The sequence below is a fragment of the Bradyrhizobium sp. 521_C7_N1_3 genome, from assembly GCF_052075975.1.
Classification (GTDB): Bacteria; Pseudomonadota; Alphaproteobacteria; order Rhizobiales; family Xanthobacteraceae; genus Bradyrhizobium; species Bradyrhizobium japonicum.
Genome location: NZ_CP197232.1, coordinates 6,342,627 through 6,360,465 on the forward strand (window position 1 = coordinate 6,342,627; position 17,839 = coordinate 6,360,465).

The window sequence follows — 17,839 nt, forward strand, 5'->3', positions numbered from 1 at the left end:
AGGAGCGGATGGCGCACGCGACGACGCGCCATCCGCCTGCAGGATCATGGATTGTTGCAATGTCACAGCCGAAGAAAAGTTCGTCCGCGCGCCAAGCAGCCCCACCCGTGAGCGGGAACCCATTTCACGAAACTGCAGCCCGAATTCAGTTGACCTTGACTACCTGCGGCACCTTCCAGCTCCCATCGATGATCGAAGGCGGAGTGTCCTTCGGCCAGTACATCCGCAGCATCAGGACGAAGTCGCCCTTCGGCGCCGGCAGCCAGTTCGCTTCTTTGTCTGCGCCCGGCGACTCGCTTTGGAAGTAGAGGGTCAGTGAGCCGTCGGCATTGAACTTCGGGTTATCACGCATGCTGACGGTGAACCTGTTCAGTCGATTGGGGACAAACCACCAGCCCTGATCGATCATGTACATTGTGAAGGACCAGAAGCCGTTGACGGGCGGTGTCGCCCCCTTCTGAAAAGTCAAGGTGTAGTTGTTCGCACCGGTCAGCTTCTGTCCCGCCGAATCTTTTTCGGTATTCGGATAGACCGCGTCGCGCTCCTGGTTGGCGGGCCAGCCAAAGGCTGCCACCACTGCTCGCTTCATGTAGTCGGAGGGGCCGTAACTACCGAGACCTTTTGTGATCGACCAGCCGTCGACTACGCCACCGAGGTTCTCCTTGTTGGCCTCGATCTTTTTCAGAGCGGCCTGGGGAATGTCCTTCAGAGCTTGCTGCACTGCTGGATCAAGCTTGCTCATCTCGAACGGCTTGCCGGGCGCGATGCCGATCTTTGCCATGCTCGCGAGCATCGGTGCATCCGCCGCTGGCGCGGGTGCTGCCGCAGCCATCAGCTGGGCCATCAGGTTGAAGTATCCCTCCGTTCCCATGCCGAGAATGACCGTCTGCGGCTTGTCGGTCATGCTGAAGCCAGGATTAGGATTTACCGGCGGCGCTACCGGCGCGAACGGCTTGCCCCAAGCAGAAAGCGGCGTGATCTTGTACTGCGCCTGCAGCGCGTTGACGGCCCTGTAGTCAGCCTCGCTACCATCGGCGTAGGTGCGGCCGAGAATGACCATGTAGCGCGTCGCCATTGGGAAGTGCTTCATATCCGCCGGCACCTCGCCCTTCCAGCCCGGGCCAGTGAACAAGTAATTGGCGGCCTTTCCGCTGGCTGTCCGCTTGCTCGGCGAGTCCGTGGAATCCGACATCCAGAGATCAGTGATCTCGAAGAGGTAGAAGCGGTCGCCCATATCCGGGTGACTGAACACTTGCGGCTCGGTGAGATCAAGCCAAGCAACCGAATAGAGTGTGTCGGCATTGGGCGCGGAAACGCCCCGATAATCCGCCGGCGGATAGCGGGGAACGTTGACGAACTGTCCGGTCGGGCTTGTGAAGCCTTCTACTTTTGGCACGTTGCTCATCTGCACCCGCGTAACTTCGGTTGTGATGAGTGAATAGCCATAAACGTAGGCATCCTCAGCAATCTGCTGTGCTTCGGTCGGCGATATGGATTGCGCGTTTGCGGGTGGGATCGCTGTGAAGCAAGTCAAGCCAATAGCGAGGACCAGACGTCGATTAATCACACTCATGAAGCACCTTTTTGCTGCAGCAGCCAAATGGGATGAGGCACGCCCTAATGCAACGGCGCCACCGAGCAGATCCCATTGATTCAGATCAAGGGCTGTCCGGTATGGGTCAAAGGCGGCGGTCGGCCTTGAGTGAGACGACTTCTGCTCTACCTCTCGTTCCAGACATGTCACTTCGGTGTGCCAACCAACGCAATGGGCCAGCAGCAGAGATTGATCAGAGACGAAAACCCAACTTCACCAACGTCGTTGGCGGACTTCAGTATGCCGGAGCGCGAGCGTGAACTGGCGCACATTGGGTAGACCCGCGCGCGTGCGAGAAAAGTCCCGTATTGTTCCCGCCCCGCGCTGACGAGGTAAGGTGACAGCGCATTGAATTTCCACTTTGGGTCAAAAGCGGCCATCACGACCAAGCAGCACGGCGTCCGCCGTAAGCTCCCAAGCTGACGAAGGCGAGCACCGCCCCGCTACGCCGTCCGCAGCACCGGCGCCGGCGGCTGCGACGGCCGGATCAGCGCGAACGCGACCTGGATGATGCCGCCGGCCAGGCCCAGCGCCACGCCGATGCGCCAGGCCATGGTGTAGGAGCCGAGCGAATCGTAGAGCACCCCTCCTCCGTACGCGCCGAGGAAGCTGCCGATCTGGTGGCTCATGAAGGCGAGGCCCTGGATCATCGCCTGCCAGCGCAGGCCGAACATCTCGGCGACGGCGCCGGCGACCAGCGGGCCGACGCCCATCCAGAGGAAGCCCATGATCGCGCCGAACAGCAGCGTCGAGAACGACGTCGCCGGCAGCATGAAGTACCAGGCGAGCGCGAGCGAGCGCAGGATGTAGATGCCGCCCAGCAATGCCAGCTTGTTCCAGCGCTGGCCGGCCCAGCCGAAGAACAGCGAGCCCAGCACGTTGAAGCCGCCGATCATGCCGAGCGTCTGCGCGCTCAGCATCGGATCGAGGCCGCAGATCGCCAGATAGGACGGCAGATGCGTGGTGAGAAACACCAGCTGCATGCCGCAAACGAGATAGGCGCAGGTCATCACGGCGAAGGACGCGTTGCCGAACGCCGCCTTCGCGACGGACGCGGCCGTGGCATCGCCGATATCGTCGGCGGCCGGCTTCGGCAGCGGGACCTGGTCGACACGGCCGGCATACCAGGCCGCGGGGATCATCAGCACCGACATGATCACGAAACCGGCGAGCCCGACGCGCCAGCCAAATCCTTCGTTGAGCAACTGCCCGATCGGCGCCGACAGCAGCGCGCCGAGCGAGCCCGCGCCGGAGACGATGCCGAGCACGGTGGAGCGGACGGTCTCGGGCACGGCGCGCGCGGCCACCGACATCGCGATCGCCGCCGCGGTGCAGGCGAGCGAGGTGCCGATCAGCACGCCGGCGCCGATCATGATGCTGACGAGTCCGTTCGCGGTCGCCATCAGGATGAGGCCCACGATGTACATCAGCGCGCCCACGATCATGATCGGGCGGAAGCCGTAGCGCACCGTCATCGCGCCGGCGAGCGGCTGCAGAAAGCCCCAGGCGAGGTTCTGCACCGCGAGCGCCAGCGTGAAATCCGAGATCGAGATGTGGATGTCGTGCGTCAGCGGCTGCATGAAGATGCCGAGGCTCTGCCGCAGCCCCATGCTCAGTGTCAGCATGATCGAGGCGCCGATCAGGATGGGCAATGTCGGACGCAGGACCTGCAAAAGGGGCATAATTTTCTCCCTCGTCGGCGCGACGCGCGCGCCGGCGTCTGCAATTCACGATGTTTTTGGTTACACAGACCTGTGTACTTAGGCTATGAAAGGTGCACGCTGTCAAGCGAACAGGACGCACGCTGCCGCATGGCTCCCCCGCCCACACCACAGACGATGAAGGAGCGGATCCTCGAGACCGCCGACAAGCTGTTCTATCTGCAAGGCATTCGCGCCATCGGCGTCGACACCATCGCGGCCGAGATCGGCATCTCCAAGCGCACGCTCTACAACCACTTCCCCTCCAAGGACGCGCTGATCGCGGCCTATCTGGAGCGCCGCTTCGTCAAGCCGCGCCCCTCCGACAAGCCGCCGGCCGAGCAGATTCTTGGCACCTTCGATTCGCTGGAGCGGCGCTTTGCGGCCAAGGATTTTCGCGGCTGTCCGTTCGTGAATGCGGTCGCCGAGCTCGGGCCAAAGGACCGCGCCGTGAAGAAGATCGCGATCGCCTTCAAGGAAAGCCGCCGCGTCTGGTTTCGCGAGCGGTTGAACGAGCTCGGCGTCGCCGATTCCGAGGCCCTGGCGACGCAACTCGTGCTCCTGGTCGACGGCTCAATCGCGCAGGACCTCGTGCGCGACGACCCCGCGATGGCCCGCGCCGCGAAGGAAGCGGCCAAGGTGCTGCTGCGGAATGCGGGGGTGGATGTGGGTGATGCGACGGCGGCAACGGCAGGCAAACGCACGCCACACTGAGCACTGCTGCCGCATCACTCGGTGTCATCACCCGCGAAAGCGGGTGATCCAGTATTCCAGAGGCGGTTGTGATTGAACCGAGGAGCCGCGGCGTACTGGATTCCCCGCCTACGCGGGGAATGACAGCGGAGTTTGGGGAGAGGACTTCGCGCAACAACCGCGCCCTGCCCGATCCTGCCAAAATGCTCCTGTTTTGCCCGACGTGTCAAATGCCGGGGCAACTGGCATCGACCGTCATGCCCCACGCATAAGCCATTGATCCGACTAATGACGGCTACTTTGCATGGGGTTGTTTTCGCATTTTTAGTTGCAGGCGGCCTCACGCCGCCTGCGACACCACGCGATTGCGGCCATCGTGCTTGGCGCGGTAGAGCGCGGTGTCGGCGCGCTTGAGGACGTCGGCGACCGCCTCGCCCTTCTGCTCCAGCGTGGTGAGGCCGATCGAGATCGTGACCTCGATGCGCTTGGTGCCCTTGTGGACGGCGAACGGCTCGCCCGCGATCGAGCGGCGCAGGCGCTCGGCGACCATGCCGGCAACGTGCAGATCGGTCTCCGGCATCACGATGACGAACTCCTCGCCGCCGTAGCGGCAGGCCAGGTCGATGCCGCGGATCGACTTGCGCACGCGCACCGCGAACTCGCGCAGCACGTCGTCGCCGGCGTCGTGGCCGTAATTGTCGTTGATCGACTTGAAATAGTCGATGTCCAGAATCATCAGCGCCAGGGGCTTGCCGCGGGTCGAGGCCTGCTCGGCGAGCGTCGCCAGATGGCTCTCCATGTAGCGGCGATTGTGCAGGCCGGTGAGCGCATCCGTGATCGCCATCTCGATCGAGTTCTGCACGTTGTCGCGCAGGTGGTCGGTGTAGCGGCGACGGCGGATCTGCGTGCGGGCGCGCGCCAGCAGCTCGGTCTTGTCGATCGGGCGCAGCAGGTAATCGTTGACGCCGATCTCGAGGCCGCGGAGCAGCCGCGTCGAGTTCTCGGGGTCCGCGATCGCCAGGATCGGCACGTGGCGCGTGCGCTCCAGCGAGCGCGCCTGGCTGCACAGCCGCAGCCCGTCGAAATTGTTGAGGTCGAGCGAGACGATCAGCAGGTCGTAATTGCCCTCGGCGGCGTGGAACAGCGCTTCGGTCGGGTTCGGCTCGACGTCGATGGTGTGCTCCGCGGCGAGGATCGTCGCCAGCCGCTCATAGGAGGACTGACGGTCATCGACCAGCAGAATGCGGCCGCCGCGGCCGGTGTCGGCCACGGCACTGCGCTCGGGCGCCTGCATGCCGATCTCGAGCGAGGTGATGGCGCGCATGCGCAGCTCATCGGTCATCATCTTCAGCCGCGTCAGCGAGCGCACGCGCGCGATCAGCACGACGTCGGAGACAGGCTTGGTGAGGAAATCGTCGGCGCCGGCTTCCAGGCCGCGATTGCGGTCGGCCGGGCTGTCGAGCGCGGTGACCATCACGACGGGAATGTGGTGCGTCGCCGGATCGGTCTTGAGACGGCGGCAGACTTCAAAGCCGTCCATGTCGGGCATCATCACGTCGAGCAGGATGATGTCGCATTCGGCGCGGCTGGCCAGCGCCAGCGCCTCGGTGCCGTTCGAGGCGGTCATCACGTCGAAATATTCGGCGGACAGGCGAGCTTCGAGGAGTTTGACGTTGGCGGGAACGTCATCGACAACCAGGATACGCGCGGACACTTTGAACTCACTTCCTATCCGATAAAACGCCGGACCGTCTCAATGAATTTGCCGACCGAGATCGGCTTGGACAAATAGGCCTCGCAGCCGCCCTCGCGGATGCGCTCTTCGTCGCCCTTCATCGCGAACGCCGTGACCGCGACGACGGGAATGGCGCGCAGCTCCGGATCGTCCTTGATCCAGCGCGTGACCTCGAGGCCCGACACCTGCGGCAATTGGATATCCATCAGCACGAGGTCGGGCCGCATCTTGCGAACGAGGTCGAGCGCCTCGTAGCCGTTGCTGGTGCCGGAGGTCTGGTAACCGTGTGCCTCCAACAGGTCGCGGAAGAGCTTCATGTTGAGCTCGTTGTCTTCCACGATCAGGACGGTCTTAGCCATCCCGCCCTCCTGATTGGCACGAAGCCGTATACATGTGACGCCTCAGGCGCCGCTCGCCGGCGCTTCGAAAACTGGATTCAAACTAGCCTCAGATTCGCTTGAGTTTCGTTAAACCCGAGGGCCGACTTTCTGCGATGTGGTTTCCAGTTGCTTGTCGGCAGTCTTGAGACTCGGGCATGATGGCTTCAAAGTAGACACCGAAAGTTAATGGAAAGGCAAATTGCGCCATTGAAAAAGCCTGTTCACAACCCTCGCGAAGTCGCTGAAATCGTTGCAATTCAGGCGCTGTCTTTCGTCGCCGGCGATCCCGAGCGGCTGGGTCTGTTCCTGGCTGAGACAGGGGTCGGTCCGGAGACCCTGCGGAACGCCGCCTCGAACCCCAATTTCCTCCTCAGCGTGCTCGATTTCGTGATGCGGGACGATGCCACCGTGACGGCCTTCGCCAAGGCCGTGGAGCTGCATCCGACCAACGTTGCTGCGGCGCGGCAGGTGCTGGGCGACGCGCTCGGCGACCCCTCCTGGGAGCGCGACGTGCCGTGACCATCCCCGATACGACCGGACCCCGCTGCTTCTGCCGGGATTGTCTGACCGATCTGGATATGGGCGTGCGGCGCTGCTCCGCCTGCGGTTCCCCTCGCCTCGTCCGCCACCGCGCGCTCGCAGGCCTTACCATCGCCCATGTCGACTGCGACGCCTTCTATGCGACGGTCGAGAAGCGCGACAATCCCGACATCGCCGACAAGCCCGTCATCATCGGCGGGGGCAAGCGCGGCGTGGTGTCGGCCGCCTGCTACATCGCGCGGACCTATGGCGTCCGCTCGGCCATGCCGATGTACAGGGCGCTCGAGGCCTGCCCGCACGCGACCGTGATCCCGCCCGACATGGCAAAGTACGTCCGCGTCGGCCGCGAGGTGCGCCAGGCCATGCAGGCGCTGACGCCGCTGGTCGAACCGCTCTCGATTGACGAGGCCTTTCTCGATCTCTCTGGCACCGAGCGGGTGCACGGCATGGTTCCGGCCAAGGTGCTGGCGCGGTTCGCGCGCAACATCGAGCGCGACATCGGCATCTCCGTCTCGGTCGGCCTGTCCTGCAACAAGTTCCTGGCCAAGATCGCCTCCGACCTCGACAAGCCGCGCGGCTTTGCCGCGCTCGATCAGGAGGAAGCCCGTTCGATGCTGGCGGAGAAGCCGGTCGGCTTCATCTTCGGCGTCGGCCCGGCCACGCAGGAGCGCCTGGTGCAGCGCGGCTTCCGCATCATCGCCGACCTGCAAAAGGCCGACGAGATCGAGATGATGCGGCAGTTTCCGAGCGAGGGCCGCAGGCTGTGGCGGCTCGCCCGCGGCATCGACGACCGCCGCGTCGAGCCCGATCGGGGCGCCAAGACGATTTCGAGCGAAACCACCTTCGAGACCGACATCCGCGACTTCGCGACGCTGGAGAAGATCCTGTGGCGGCTCTGCGAGAAGACGTCGTCGCGGCTGAAGAGCAGCGAGCTTGCCGGCTCGACCGTGACGCTGAAACTGAAGACCGCCGATTTCCGCCAGCGCACCCGCTCGCAGTCGATCGCAGGCCCGACGCAGCTTGCCGCCAAGATCTTCTCGATCTGCCGCGAGATGCTGGCGAAGGAGATCGACGGCACCGCCTTCCGCCTGATGGGCGCCGGCGTCAGCGCGCTGCGCGAGGGCTCGCCTGCCGACGACACCGATATGCTTGACCGCCGTGCTGCGCACGCCGAACGCGCGGTGGACAGTCTGCGCAAGAAGTTCGGCAACTCCGCCGTCATTCGCGGCATCGCGTATGATGGCCCTGAAACAGGACAGCAGGAATGATCGAGTCCTGCTCAATTCAGTCGCGTTCGAAGATCCGTGCACCCGGATAGACACGCCGGGCATACTGAATGACCAACTGCCGATCCTGACTCGCCAGGAACGGTGTTCGGATCTGACAAGACCCGACGATGAGATGCCACAGGCCGTTGAGCCTTCCAATCATGACGTTCATTTGAGCTTCCTCGCGGTGACCCGAGTAGACTCAAATTGTAAGAATCTCCCGCCGTCGCTCAATTGTACCAGCGTAAGGTCAGCGTATGAGAAGGATTAGAGCAGATATACAAAGGTATGTTGGCGAGGCCCCCGTCGGGTTCCAGCGCTGATGGGTTTCGCAAGGGCTGTACGCACCCGAACGCGCTGAGAGGCTGGCCATCGTGACAGGCGAACGCGACCTCGACGCGCTGTTGAGGAACATGAAGCCGGAACTGCTGGACGGCACCTTCGTGTTTTGCACGATCCCACCCGGCGAGCCCATTCCCGCAGGGGTCAACCCGCTGCTGACGTTCCGCGAGCAGGAAGGAACCACGCTGGTGATCCTGCGCGAAGAAGCCGAGGCGTCAGGCTTACGCTACGCGTTCGCCTTGCGCCTGATCACCCTGACGGTTCACTCCGCACTCGATGCGGTGGGCTTCCTGGCTGCAGTCACGGCGCGACTGGGCGAAGCCGGCATCAGCGTGAATGCGGTGTCGGCCTTCCACCATGATCACCTGTTCGTACCTGCCGACAGGGCCGATGAAGCGATGACTGTTTTGCGAGCTATGTCCGCAGCAAAGTAGGATGGGTTTCGCTTCGCTCTACCCATCCTATGGTCGTTTCAATCCGCGACCGCCACCGCCTCGATCTCGATCAGCCATTCCGGCGCAGCGAGCGCGGAGACGCCGACGAGCGTGCTGGCCGGCGGCTCCATACCCTCGAAGAAGGCAGAGCGGGCCTTGCCGATGATTGGGCGCAGCTCCGGCTTGTAGTTCACGACGAAGGTCGTGATCTTGACGATGTTGGCGTAGGTCGCGCCGGCCGCCTTCAGCGCATGGCCGAGATTCTGCATCACCTGCGTCGTCTGCGCGGCAATATCGCCCTCGCCGACGATCCGCCCCTCCTCGTCCACCGACACCTGGCCGGAGATGTAGATCGTGCGCGCACCGGAAGCGGTCACGACGTGGGAATAGGCCGGATTGTGATGCAGGCCGCTGGGGCGGAGATGGTCGAGCTTGGGCATTGTGCTTGCCTCCCGGGCTTGTGGTTGGGAGGGAGCGTAGCTGGAGAGCGAGCGGAGGGCTAGCCTCGGCCCTCAATTGCAGGGCTTGCTGTCCTTCGCGTCGAACTTGCCCATCGCGCCGGAAATCACGAAATCGTTGTAATCGAGCACGAGCTGGCGCGAAACGCCGTTTTCGTAGAGCTCGAACGCCATCGCGTAGACCGGCGTCTGCTCGCCTTCCTTCTGCTGGGCGTCGCGGTCGAAATAGCTCACGGTGACCGGCCAGCGCTTGAGCGACTTCATGTGCTCGTCCGACGTCGATGCATCCGGCGAAGCGGTGCGGTCGGCAGGGACCGGCTGACCAATCACGGTCAGCGTATTGTAGACCTTCTGGCCGTCGTCGGAGCCGTCATAGACCGACAGCTCGAGCAGCGACTTGCCCTCCTTGGCGGCGGCAATGATGTGCTGGATCTGCTCGGTCGGGAACACGATCTTGCCGTCGAGGGTGAAGCTCTTCGGCGCCGGCAGCTTCAGCTTGACGTTGATGTGGTCACCGTCGCGCTCGGCCGAACCGTCGACCCGGCCGGCATCGGTCTCGTTCATCCGCGTCTCGATCTTGAAGCGGTAGCTTTTTCCCGCGGCGTCTTCCCAGGAGTTCGAGCGGAGGTCGCTCAGCGTGATCTTGCCCTCGCCGCTGTCGAGCTCGGAGACTTGGCGGAATTCGGAGGTGTAGCCCTCGCACGAGCTTCCCGTGAAATTGTAGAGGATGCGGCCGCGCGCACTGTTGACCGAATTGGAGCGCGATTTGACGAGGCTGAGGTCATAGAGCGCCTGGTGCGCAAGGAACGGACCGCTGGCCGCCTGCGCTCCACCGCCTGCGCCGAAAGCAGCCGCCGCGAACGCCATCACACCGAGCGAAGTCCGGAAAAGGTGCACCATGTGTCATCCCTGGGGAAAGCGCAGATTCGACATTTTAATGACCGTTCCATTGCGTCGCAACTGAGGCCGTTTCACGTAAAGTTGCGGCCCCCGCCTTGAACCTGCTGCCTGGCCACAACAAAATGCAGTCGCTCCGGTTGCTTGCATGTGGCGGCACGATGGGCGAAACAGGGCGCGACCGGCCTCCAAATGGACGTAGCCGGGCGGATGACAATTGGACAACGAGGTCGAACATGGCGGGCACGGTCGAGCAGAAGCTGGCGGAACAGGGCATCAAGCTGCACGAGGCCCCTACCCCTGTCGCCAATTACGTGCCGTTCGTGCGCACCGGTAACCTGCTGTTCGTCTCCGGCCAGGTCTGTTTCGACCCCGCCGGCAAGCTGATCGCCAAGGGCAAGCTCGGTGCCGGCGTTTCGATCGAGGACGGTGCCGCGGCGGCGCGCGGCTGTGCCGTCAACCTGCTGGCCCAGGTCAAGGCGGCGCTCGGCGACCTCGACAAGGTCGCGCGCGTGGTGCGCCTCGGCGGCTTCATCAACTCGGCACCCGACTTCCTGGACGGGCCGAAGGTGCTCAACGGTGCCTCCGACCTGATGGTTGCCGCCTTCGGTGACAAGGGCCGCCACGCCCGCACCACCGTCGGCGTCGCCTCGCTGCCCGCGGATGCGGCGGTCGAAGTCGAAGGCGTGTTCGAGGTCGCCTGACACGGAGCTGACGGCGTTGCGCGCTCCTGATTGGCTGACAGCCCGGCCGGTCGCCCATCGTGGCCTGCATGACATCTCCCGCGGTGTCGTAGAAAATATGCCGGGCGCGGTGCAGGCTGCGATCGTGGGCAATTTCTCGATCGAGGTCGACATCCAGCTCTCCGCCGACGGCGAGGCGATGGTGCATCATGACCATGCGCTCGGCCGTCTCACCGAGGCCACCGGCGAGGTGGTGTCGAAGACTGCGGCCGAGCTGAAGGCGGTCAAGTTCAAGGACACGGCCGAGCGGATGATGTCGCTGTCCGACCTGTGCGCCATGGTCGCCGGGCGCGTGCCGCTGGTGATCGAGGTGAAGAGCCATTTTGGCGGCGACCGCAAGCTGGTGAAGCGGATGGCCGAGGTGCTGGCGTCCTATCAGGGCCCCGCCGTCGGCATGTCGTTCGATCCCGACCAGGTGCTGGCGCTGCGTGAGCTGCTCCCCTCCCGCCCACGCGGCATCGTTGCGCAGCGGACCTATGAGGACGAGTACTGGGCGAAGCTGACGCAGGCGCAGCGCGACAGCATGCTGTATCTGCGCCACGGCTTTCAGACCCAGCCGCATTTCGTCGCCTTCAAGGTCGACCACCTGCCGGCCCCCGCCCCCTGGATCGCCCGCAACGTCCTCGGCTGCGCCCTGCTCGGCTGGACCGTGCGCACCCCGGAACAGCGGACGCGGGTCGGACAATATGCGGATCAGATGATCTTTGAGGGGTTCGTGCCGCAGGCATGATGTTCCCACCCTTGAAGTCGCTGCTGCAATGCACGATCTTGGGCGCGATGGCATCATCTGAAATCACACTCGAGGCCGTACCCTCGATTGGCGAGGTATCTGCCGAGGATTGGGACGCCTGTGCCAATCCCGACAAGGCCTGCAACGGGCATGGCGCGGGAACTTCATCCGGGCTTCCAGGCGATTCCCTCGACCTCTCAAAGCCCGCCTATAACCCGTTCGTCTCGCACGCGTTTTTATCCGCAATTGAGAAATCGGGTTCAGCAACCATCCGCACCGGCTGGGGGCCGCGGCATCTGGTGGCCAAGGTCGATGGCCGCGTCGCCGGGGTGGTGCCCTGCTATCTGAAATCGCATTCCCAAGGCGAGTACGTCTTCGACCGCGGCTGGGCGGACGCCTATGAGCGCGCCGGTGGACGCTACTATCCGAAACTCCAGGTTTCGGTTCCCTTCACTCCGGCCACAGGGCCCCGGCTGCTGGTCCGCGACGGCGTCGATCGCGAGCGCATCGCGGAGGCGCTGGCGAGCGGACTCGTGGCGCTGTGCGGCGTCAGCAAGGCCTCCTCGGTGCACGTGACCTTCGCGCGTGAGGCGGAGTGGAAACGGCTCGCCGGGCACGGCTTCCTCCAGCGCACCGATCAGCAGTTCCACTGGCGCAACGAGGGATTTGCGACCTTCGACGATTTCCTCACCACGCTCAATTCGCGTCACCGCAAGTCGATCAAGCGCGAGCGGCGCGATGCGCTTGCCGCCGGCATCACCATCCACTGGCTCACCGGCAGCGACATCACCGAGGATGCCTGGGACGCCTTCTTCGAATTCTACATGGAGACCGGCTCGCGCAAATGGGGCCGGCCTTATCTCACGCGCGAATTCTTCTCGCTGATCGGCGAGACCATGAGCCAGGACGTGCTGCTGGTGATGGCGCGCCGCAACGGCCGCTGGATCGCGGGCGCGATCAACTTCATCGGCTCGGATACGCTGTTCGGCCGCAACTGGGGCGCGGTCGAGCATCATCCGTTCCTCCATTTCGAGGTCTGCTACTATCAGGCGATCGATTTCGCGATCAAACACGGCCTCGACAACGTCGAGGCCGGCGCGCAGGGCGAGCACAAGATCGCGCGCGGCTACCTGCCACGGACGACCCATTCCGCCCACTTCATCGCCGATCCCGGCTTGCGCCGCGCCATCGACGATTACCTCAAGCGCGAGCGCGCCTATGTCGCCGAGGCCGGGCGGGAGCTGGCCGAGCTCGGCCCGTTCCGCAAGGGCGTCGACGAGGCGCCTTGACGGTTTGCCGTGGCTGGTGACAGTAAGCGCAAAATTCGAGGAGCCGCCGCCATGACCGCCTACGACCCCAACAACATCTTCGCGAAGATCCTGCGCGGCGAGTTTTCCTGCCACAAGGTCTATGAGGACGAGCATGTGCTTGCGTTCCTCGACATCATGCCACGGGTATCGGGCCATACGCTGGTGATCCCGAAGGCCCCTGCCCGCAACATCCTCGACATCAAGCCTGATGACTACGCCCACGTCGCCAGGGGCGCGCACAAGATCGCGGCCGCTGCGATGAAGGCGTTCGAGGCCGACGGCATCACCGTGCAGCAGTTCAACGAGCCCGCCGGCGGCCAGGTGGTGTTTCATCTCCACATGCACGTGATGCCGCGCCACGACGGCGTGGCCATGCTGCCGCCGGCCAGCCGCAAGGAAGACGTCAAGGTCCTGGAAGAGAACGCGGCCAAGCTGATCGCGGCGCTGAAGAGCTGATCGTTATTCCGGGGCGCGCAAAGCGCGAACCCGGAATCCATTCATCCACTGTCTCTGCCGCACAATGGATTCCGGGCTCGACGCTTCGCGTCGCCCCGGAATGACGGAGGAGAGACTTCACTCCGTCTGAAAATCGCCTGCTTGCGGCGCGGCCAGCGGCGTGAATTCGCAACGATCCGGCTTGATGTCGATCAGAGGCGTGTTGTCGATGCAGTCGAGCCCGCGCACCAGAATGGCGTTGCCCTCGATGCCGACCAGCTTGACGATCGAGGTGCCGATCGGGTTGGGCCGGACCGGTGAGCGCAGCGAAAACGTGCCGCGGGTCTTCTCGTTGTTCTTGGGGCTTTGCAGGACGATGTCGCGGCGCGACTTGTCGAGCCAGTAGAGCACTTCAAGACTGCTGTAGAAATCGACGCCCTTGATGGCCGGCACGAACGGCTCGAAGATCTCGAGCCGGCACACCGGGCCGTCCTGACGCCCCTGTCGCGGCGTCTCCATCCGCGAGGTCCAGGGCGTGCGGATGCGGCCGATGAAGACGAGGCCGGCATCCTCCGTCGACGGCAGCTCGATGGCGACCTCGCCCTCGCGGAGCTCGTTTTCGCGAACCATATTTCCCGTTCCTTGCTGTTCGCCGGTGGTTTTAGCCTAACCACCACTTGCCGGCCAGCATGAAGACTTCGCCTGTCACCACGCCCGCGAAGATCGAGCGGCGGGTCAGCAGGAAGACGATTAGGCCTGCGCCGACCGCGCCATAGCGCAAGACGTCCGGCACGCTGGCGAGCGCCCCCGGCGGCTCCACCACGATCTGGGCGATGACGCCCGCCAGGATGGCGGTGGCAACCGCCCTCACCCAGACCAGCAGCTCCGAGCCCTCGTCGATGCCGCCGCCGAACCACAGGCCCAGCATGCGCCATATCTGGTTGGGAACAACGCCGGCGACGAACAGCACGACGAGCGCGTGCCAGTCGCCGATGAGCTGCGCAAAGCTCATGCGCGCACCTCCCGCCACCAATGCACGCCATAAGCGATCGTGCCGGCCACCAAACCGCTGACGAGGATGTCGAGCCCGGAGTTCATCTTCGCGGCTAACGGATAGAGCAGAACCCCGAGCGTCAGCGCGACGACGTCGGCGGCCTCCCGGCTGTTACGCGCGGTCGAGAACAGGAACGACAGCGGCGTCAGCATCAGGATCGCGGCCCCTAGCGTCTGCGTCAGGTTGGCGGCAAGGAAATAGCCGACCGTGTTGGCGGCGAGACACACGGAGACCAGACCAAAACCAAGTCCGTTGACGAAGGCGATGCGCCGCTCGCGCGGCACCTGCGGCAGAAAGCGATGGCATTCGACCCACAGTGTCACCGCTGTAAGATGCGCGGCGAAGAACAGCTCGCGCCGCTTGGTCGTCGGCGTGCGCATCAGGGGCAGCACCGAGACCACCATCGGGAACAGCCGGATCGCACTGACGGTGACCGCGATCGCCGACTGGATGATGGTGGCGCCCGAGCCGAGTGTGGTGATCAGGATGATCTGCGCCGGCCCCGCCCACACGAACAGCGTCGAGCAGAGCGCCCAGAGCAGGCTGAAATGGGTGTCATGGGCGAGCGCGCCGATGCCGAGATAGGTCGCGAACAGAACGAGCGTGAGGATCGTCTGCGTGATCGAACGCAGTCCCCACGCAAACGCGCGCCAGGAGCTTTGCCATTGAGGGGAATCGAGCGGAGGAAGCGCCACGGGAGTCTTTGGCCGGATTGCGGAATCGTGCCCGCATAACGGGCAATGCCGTGACCGGCGTCAAGGAAGCGCGCGGCGGGGCTGGCATGCGCGCGCGGGCAGACGCGCCTACCCGCTCACACCCCGGTTCTTCAGCACGAAGCAGGCACCGCCGGCCTTGCGGATACGGTTGCACAGGTCATCCGCCTCGCTGCGCGTGTCGGCGCCGATGCGCACCTGGTAGAACGCACGCGTGCCGCGGCTGCGCATCACCGAGCTCAGCAGGCTCGGATCGCGCTCGCCGATCACCGCGGTCAGCCGCGTGACGGCGCGGGAATACATCGCCAGCGCCCGGTTGCGGTCGAATCCGGCAGCGAGCTGTACGCCCCAGACCTTTGCGGCGGCGAGCTCGACATGCTGCTCGAGCTCGGCGACAAAGGCATTCGGTGCGCGCTTGAGAAGCGCCATGAGATCACGGCAGCTCGTCGGTGGCGAACTCGGCGGGCCCTTGCCGGTCGCTCCCGCCTTGGCCCACGCGTCAACGCTCGTGCCGGTGATGGCATAGACGTAGTTGCGGGTCTGCTCCGGCATGCCGCCGGTGCCGGCGAGCCATTCCTGCACCCGGCGCGGCCCGGCGTTATAGGCGGCTGCGGCCAAGCCGAGATTGCCGAACTGGTTGCGCAGCTCGTTCAAAAATTCGGCCGACTTCGGCAGCGCCTGTACCGGATTGAAGGGATTGAGCAGCCCGCGCTCGCTGGCAGTGCCCGGCATGAACTGCGCGATCCCCTGCGCATGCTCGCCGCTGCGCGTCATGGGCCCCACGGCATCGGCCTGGAATCGGCTCTCCTGCCAGATCACGCGGGCGAAGAATTCCAGCGGCAGATTGGCATCCCGTGCGGCGGCCTCGACGATCAGGCAGATCGATTCCCGCGTATCGCTCTCGCGTGCAGCTGGCTTCTCCGGCGGCATCGCGAGCTCCTCGACGCTCGGATGCACGAACCGGTTCGGCGCCTCCTGGCCAAGCGCCGGCCACGCCGCGACGGCCTGGCACAACACAGCGAGAACCCGGGCTAAGCGCATGGCCTCCACTATACCGGACAAATCGGACCTTGACTTGGGGGCCCAGCCAACTAGCAACGGGCGACGATATCAACGCCGGTCCCGCCCTGATGGTTACAATCTATTTTGATCTCGACGGCACGCTGACCAACCCAAAGCCCGGGATCACCCGCTCGATCCAGTACGCGCTGGAGCGGCTGAACGTCGCGGTGCCGAGCGAGGATGAGCTGGTCTGGTGCATCGGCCCGCCCCTGCATGCCAGCCTGGAAAAGCTCACCGGCAGCTCGGAGCTCGCCGACCGCGCGCTGCTGCTCTATCGCGAGCGGTTCAGCGATATCGGCCTGTTCGAGAATGAGGCCTATGCCGGCATCATCGACACGCTGACGACGATTGCCGCAACCAACCAGCGCATGTTCGTGGCGACCAGCAAGCCCGCGGTCTACGCCACCCGCATCGTCGATCATTTCGGCCTGAAACCGTATTTCGAGCGCGTGTTCGGCTCCGAGCTCGACGGCACGCGTGTCGACAAGCGCGACCTGCTGCGCTACGCGCTCGACGAAGCGAAGGTCGATCCCGGCAGCGCGATCATGATCGGCGACCGCAGCCACGACGTGATCGGCGCCCGCACCAACGGCATGACCGCGATCGGCGTGCTCTATGGCTATGGCAGCGAGGCCGAGCTGCGGGATGCCGGCGCGCATCACATCTGCGCCGCGCATCCCGAGTTGCTCGGCCATTGCGCAGCCTAGGCGCTGACGGTCTCGACCACTGCCAGCATGCCGGTCTTCGAATGGCAGTTCAGATATTCGAAGAACTGCTCGTCCGCGGCCGCCACCGTGACCTCGTGATAGAGCCGTAGCTTTGCCGACGGCCCGAGCGTCGACAGGTATTTCATCGCTGCGCCGAATATCTTGACGTGGGTCGGATGCGACTCCGCCCAGCGCTCAAGTGCGGCGAGGCTCTTCCACCAGCTCTGGCCGTAGGACTTGTCGCTCACGCTGCCGTCGGCGGAGAGCACCTGCATGTAGCGGTTGGCGTAGCATCCGATCGCTAGCCCGTCGTCGCGCAGGAAATCCATTCCCTCGCGCAGCACCGGTTCGACGTCGTCGAGATAGAGCTTTCGCTCCGATGCCTCCGTATCGCTCCAGTCCTGCCCGGAGCGGATCAGGCAGAGATTGTCGTGCGCCTTCACCCGCAGCCGCGCGCCGTCGCAGATCAATTCCGGCGCGCCGCCCGGCGTCATCGGATCGGTCTGCGACAGCGGAATGCGATCGCGCATGCCGCCCCAATAGGCGTGCTCCTGCACCTCGCCGCTCATGCCGTCGGCGATTGCGGCGACGCCCTCGGGCCGGTCGAGCGAGGAGAACAGCGTCTCGTGCCGGGCCACGGCGGGTCGCAGCACCTCGATGAACGTGCCGATGCCCTCGCGCGCCTTCACAGTCCACGCCTCGCGTGCCGGCGCGAACCATGCGTCGAAGCGCGCGACGTCGTCCCAATAGGCAACCGACACGACGGTCTCATAACCGGCGCGGTCGAGGTAGCGGGCGCGATCCCAATGCGAAGGCCCGCCCTCGGCAGCAAATCGCGCCGCGATCTCGGCGAGAGCCGCCGTCGCAGCCACCGGCGCCGCGCCGCGATACTGCACACCGAAATAGGCCATCACGACGCGGCTTACGGCGGGCTTGTAGCGCGCCACGAACGACGGATATGGCGGCTGGTAATCGTCCGGCACGCGCTTGTGGCGCGTGCGCTGGGTCTCGAGATGCAGAGGAATTGCGGATTCCATGATCGTT

21 protein-coding genes are annotated in these 17,839 nt (G+C 64.5%); 9 read left to right on the forward strand and 12 right to left on the reverse strand.

What is annotated here, in order from left to right; genetic code table 11:
- Nucleotides 1-145: 145 nt before the first annotated feature.
- On the reverse strand, nucleotides 146-1,573 hold the full coding sequence (locus tag AB7008_RS29695; protein WP_441259950.1) for a DUF1254 domain-containing protein: 1,428 nt from the start codon (nucleotides 1,571-1,573) through the stop codon (nucleotides 146-148).
- A gap of 464 nt (nucleotides 1,574-2,037) precedes the next feature.
- On the reverse strand, nucleotides 2,038-3,276 hold the full coding sequence (locus AB7008_RS29700) for an MFS transporter (protein WP_014494681.1): 1,239 nt from the start codon (nucleotides 3,274-3,276) through the stop codon (nucleotides 2,038-2,040).
- A 129-nt stretch (nucleotides 3,277-3,405) separates the two neighbouring features.
- Here AB7008_RS29700 and AB7008_RS29705 point away from each other — a divergent pair, with 129 nt between their 5' ends.
- Complete coding sequence (locus AB7008_RS29705) at nucleotides 3,406-4,008, forward strand: TetR/AcrR family transcriptional regulator (protein WP_441259951.1); 603 nt, start codon at nucleotides 3,406-3,408, stop codon at nucleotides 4,006-4,008.
- A gap of 319 nt (nucleotides 4,009-4,327) precedes the next feature.
- On the opposite strand, the gene AB7008_RS29710 is transcribed toward AB7008_RS29705, so the two are convergent.
- On the reverse strand, nucleotides 4,328-5,701 hold the full coding sequence (locus AB7008_RS29710) for a PleD family two-component system response regulator (protein WP_014494679.1): 1,374 nt from the start codon (nucleotides 5,699-5,701) through the stop codon (nucleotides 4,328-4,330).
- 14 nt (nucleotides 5,702-5,715) lie between these two features.
- The gene (locus AB7008_RS29715) at nucleotides 5,716-6,081 is read right to left on the reverse strand and encodes a response regulator (RefSeq protein ID WP_008566616.1); all 366 of its coding nucleotides are present in this window, start codon (nucleotides 6,079-6,081) and stop codon (nucleotides 5,716-5,718) included.
- Between the two features lie 228 nt (nucleotides 6,082-6,309).
- Here AB7008_RS29715 and AB7008_RS29720 point away from each other — a divergent pair, with 228 nt between their 5' ends.
- On the forward strand, nucleotides 6,310-6,621 hold the full coding sequence (locus AB7008_RS29720) for a DUF3572 domain-containing protein (RefSeq protein WP_028155025.1): 312 nt from the start codon (nucleotides 6,310-6,312) through the stop codon (nucleotides 6,619-6,621).
- Complete coding sequence (locus tag AB7008_RS29725; protein ID WP_441259952.1) at nucleotides 6,618-7,910, forward strand: DNA polymerase IV; 1,293 nt, start codon at nucleotides 6,618-6,620, stop codon at nucleotides 7,908-7,910. The genes AB7008_RS29720 and AB7008_RS29725 overlap by 4 nt, the downstream gene beginning before the upstream one ends.
- 16 nt (nucleotides 7,911-7,926) lie before the next feature.
- On the opposite strand, the gene AB7008_RS29730 is transcribed toward AB7008_RS29725, so the two are convergent.
- Nucleotides 7,927-8,082: a hypothetical protein gene (locus tag AB7008_RS29730; protein ID WP_014494676.1), complete on the reverse strand. Its 156-nt coding sequence runs from the start codon at nucleotides 8,080-8,082 to the stop codon at nucleotides 7,927-7,929.
- A 202-nt stretch (nucleotides 8,083-8,284) separates the two neighbouring features.
- Between AB7008_RS29730 and AB7008_RS29735 the strand changes: the two genes are divergently transcribed.
- Nucleotides 8,285-8,686 (forward strand): ACT domain-containing protein, encoded by a 402-nt coding sequence (locus tag AB7008_RS29735; protein ID WP_441259953.1) that lies wholly within the window; start codon nucleotides 8,285-8,287, stop codon nucleotides 8,684-8,686.
- Nucleotides 8,687-8,724: 38 nt separating this feature from the next.
- On the opposite strand, the gene AB7008_RS29740 is transcribed toward AB7008_RS29735, so the two are convergent.
- Nucleotides 8,725-9,126 (reverse strand): RidA family protein, encoded by a 402-nt coding sequence (locus tag AB7008_RS29740; protein WP_014494674.1) that lies wholly within the window; start codon nucleotides 9,124-9,126, stop codon nucleotides 8,725-8,727.
- 72 nt (nucleotides 9,127-9,198) lie between these two features.
- Entirely contained in the window at nucleotides 9,199-10,044 is an 846-nt protein-coding gene (locus AB7008_RS29745; RefSeq protein WP_304490164.1) for a cell envelope integrity EipB family protein, read from the reverse strand.
- A 233-nt stretch (nucleotides 10,045-10,277) separates the two neighbouring features.
- Between AB7008_RS29745 and AB7008_RS29750 the strand changes: the two genes are divergently transcribed.
- The 4 genes from AB7008_RS29750 to AB7008_RS29765 are packed head-to-tail and all read left to right on the forward strand — an operon-like array spanning nucleotide 10,278 to nucleotide 13,280.
- Nucleotides 10,278-10,745 (forward strand): RidA family protein, encoded by a 468-nt coding sequence (locus AB7008_RS29750; protein WP_027547222.1) that lies wholly within the window; start codon nucleotides 10,278-10,280, stop codon nucleotides 10,743-10,745.
- Nucleotides 10,746-10,761: 16 nt separating this feature from the next.
- Nucleotides 10,762-11,514, forward strand: a complete 753-nt coding sequence (locus AB7008_RS29755) for a glycerophosphodiester phosphodiesterase (RefSeq protein ID WP_441259954.1) — start codon at nucleotides 10,762-10,764, stop codon at nucleotides 11,512-11,514.
- A gap of 47 nt (nucleotides 11,515-11,561) precedes the next feature.
- On the forward strand, nucleotides 11,562-12,803 hold the full coding sequence (locus AB7008_RS29760) for a GNAT family N-acetyltransferase (protein WP_441259955.1): 1,242 nt from the start codon (nucleotides 11,562-11,564) through the stop codon (nucleotides 12,801-12,803).
- A 51-nt stretch (nucleotides 12,804-12,854) separates the two neighbouring features.
- Nucleotides 12,855-13,280: an HIT domain-containing protein gene (locus tag AB7008_RS29765; protein WP_441259956.1), complete on the forward strand. Its 426-nt coding sequence runs from the start codon at nucleotides 12,855-12,857 to the stop codon at nucleotides 13,278-13,280.
- Nucleotides 13,281-13,397: 117 nt separating this feature from the next.
- On the opposite strand, the gene tsaA is transcribed toward AB7008_RS29765, so the two are convergent.
- From tsaA to AB7008_RS29785, 4 genes are all read right to left on the reverse strand, one after another.
- On the reverse strand, nucleotides 13,398-13,889 hold the full coding sequence (tsaA, locus tag AB7008_RS29770; protein ID WP_441259957.1) for a tRNA (N6-threonylcarbamoyladenosine(37)-N6)-methyltransferase TrmO: 492 nt from the start codon (nucleotides 13,887-13,889) through the stop codon (nucleotides 13,398-13,400).
- 31 nt (nucleotides 13,890-13,920) lie between these two features.
- Nucleotides 13,921-14,271, reverse strand: coding sequence for an AzlD domain-containing protein (locus tag AB7008_RS29775; protein ID WP_028169893.1), 351 nt, complete (start codon nucleotides 14,269-14,271; stop codon nucleotides 13,921-13,923).
- Nucleotides 14,268-15,008: an AzlC family ABC transporter permease gene (locus tag AB7008_RS29780; protein WP_441259958.1), complete on the reverse strand. Its 741-nt coding sequence runs from the start codon at nucleotides 15,006-15,008 to the stop codon at nucleotides 14,268-14,270. Before AB7008_RS29780 ends, AB7008_RS29775 begins: the two co-directional genes overlap by 4 nt.
- Before the next feature lie 108 nt (nucleotides 15,009-15,116).
- Nucleotides 15,117-16,067 (reverse strand): transglycosylase SLT domain-containing protein, encoded by a 951-nt coding sequence (locus tag AB7008_RS29785; RefSeq protein ID WP_441259959.1) that lies wholly within the window; start codon nucleotides 16,065-16,067, stop codon nucleotides 15,117-15,119.
- Nucleotides 16,068-16,156: 89 nt separating this feature from the next.
- Between AB7008_RS29785 and AB7008_RS29790 the strand changes: the two genes are divergently transcribed.
- Nucleotides 16,157-16,795, forward strand: coding sequence for an HAD family hydrolase (locus AB7008_RS29790; RefSeq protein ID WP_028155014.1), 639 nt, complete (start codon nucleotides 16,157-16,159; stop codon nucleotides 16,793-16,795).
- Here the strand turns inward: AB7008_RS29790 and AB7008_RS29795 are convergent.
- Nucleotides 16,792-17,832, reverse strand: coding sequence for a phenylacetaldoxime dehydratase family protein (locus AB7008_RS29795; protein ID WP_441259960.1), 1,041 nt, complete (start codon nucleotides 17,830-17,832; stop codon nucleotides 16,792-16,794). The two genes, AB7008_RS29790 and AB7008_RS29795, sit on opposite strands and share 4 nt — an antisense overlap.
- Nucleotides 17,833-17,839: the final 7 nt, after the last annotated feature.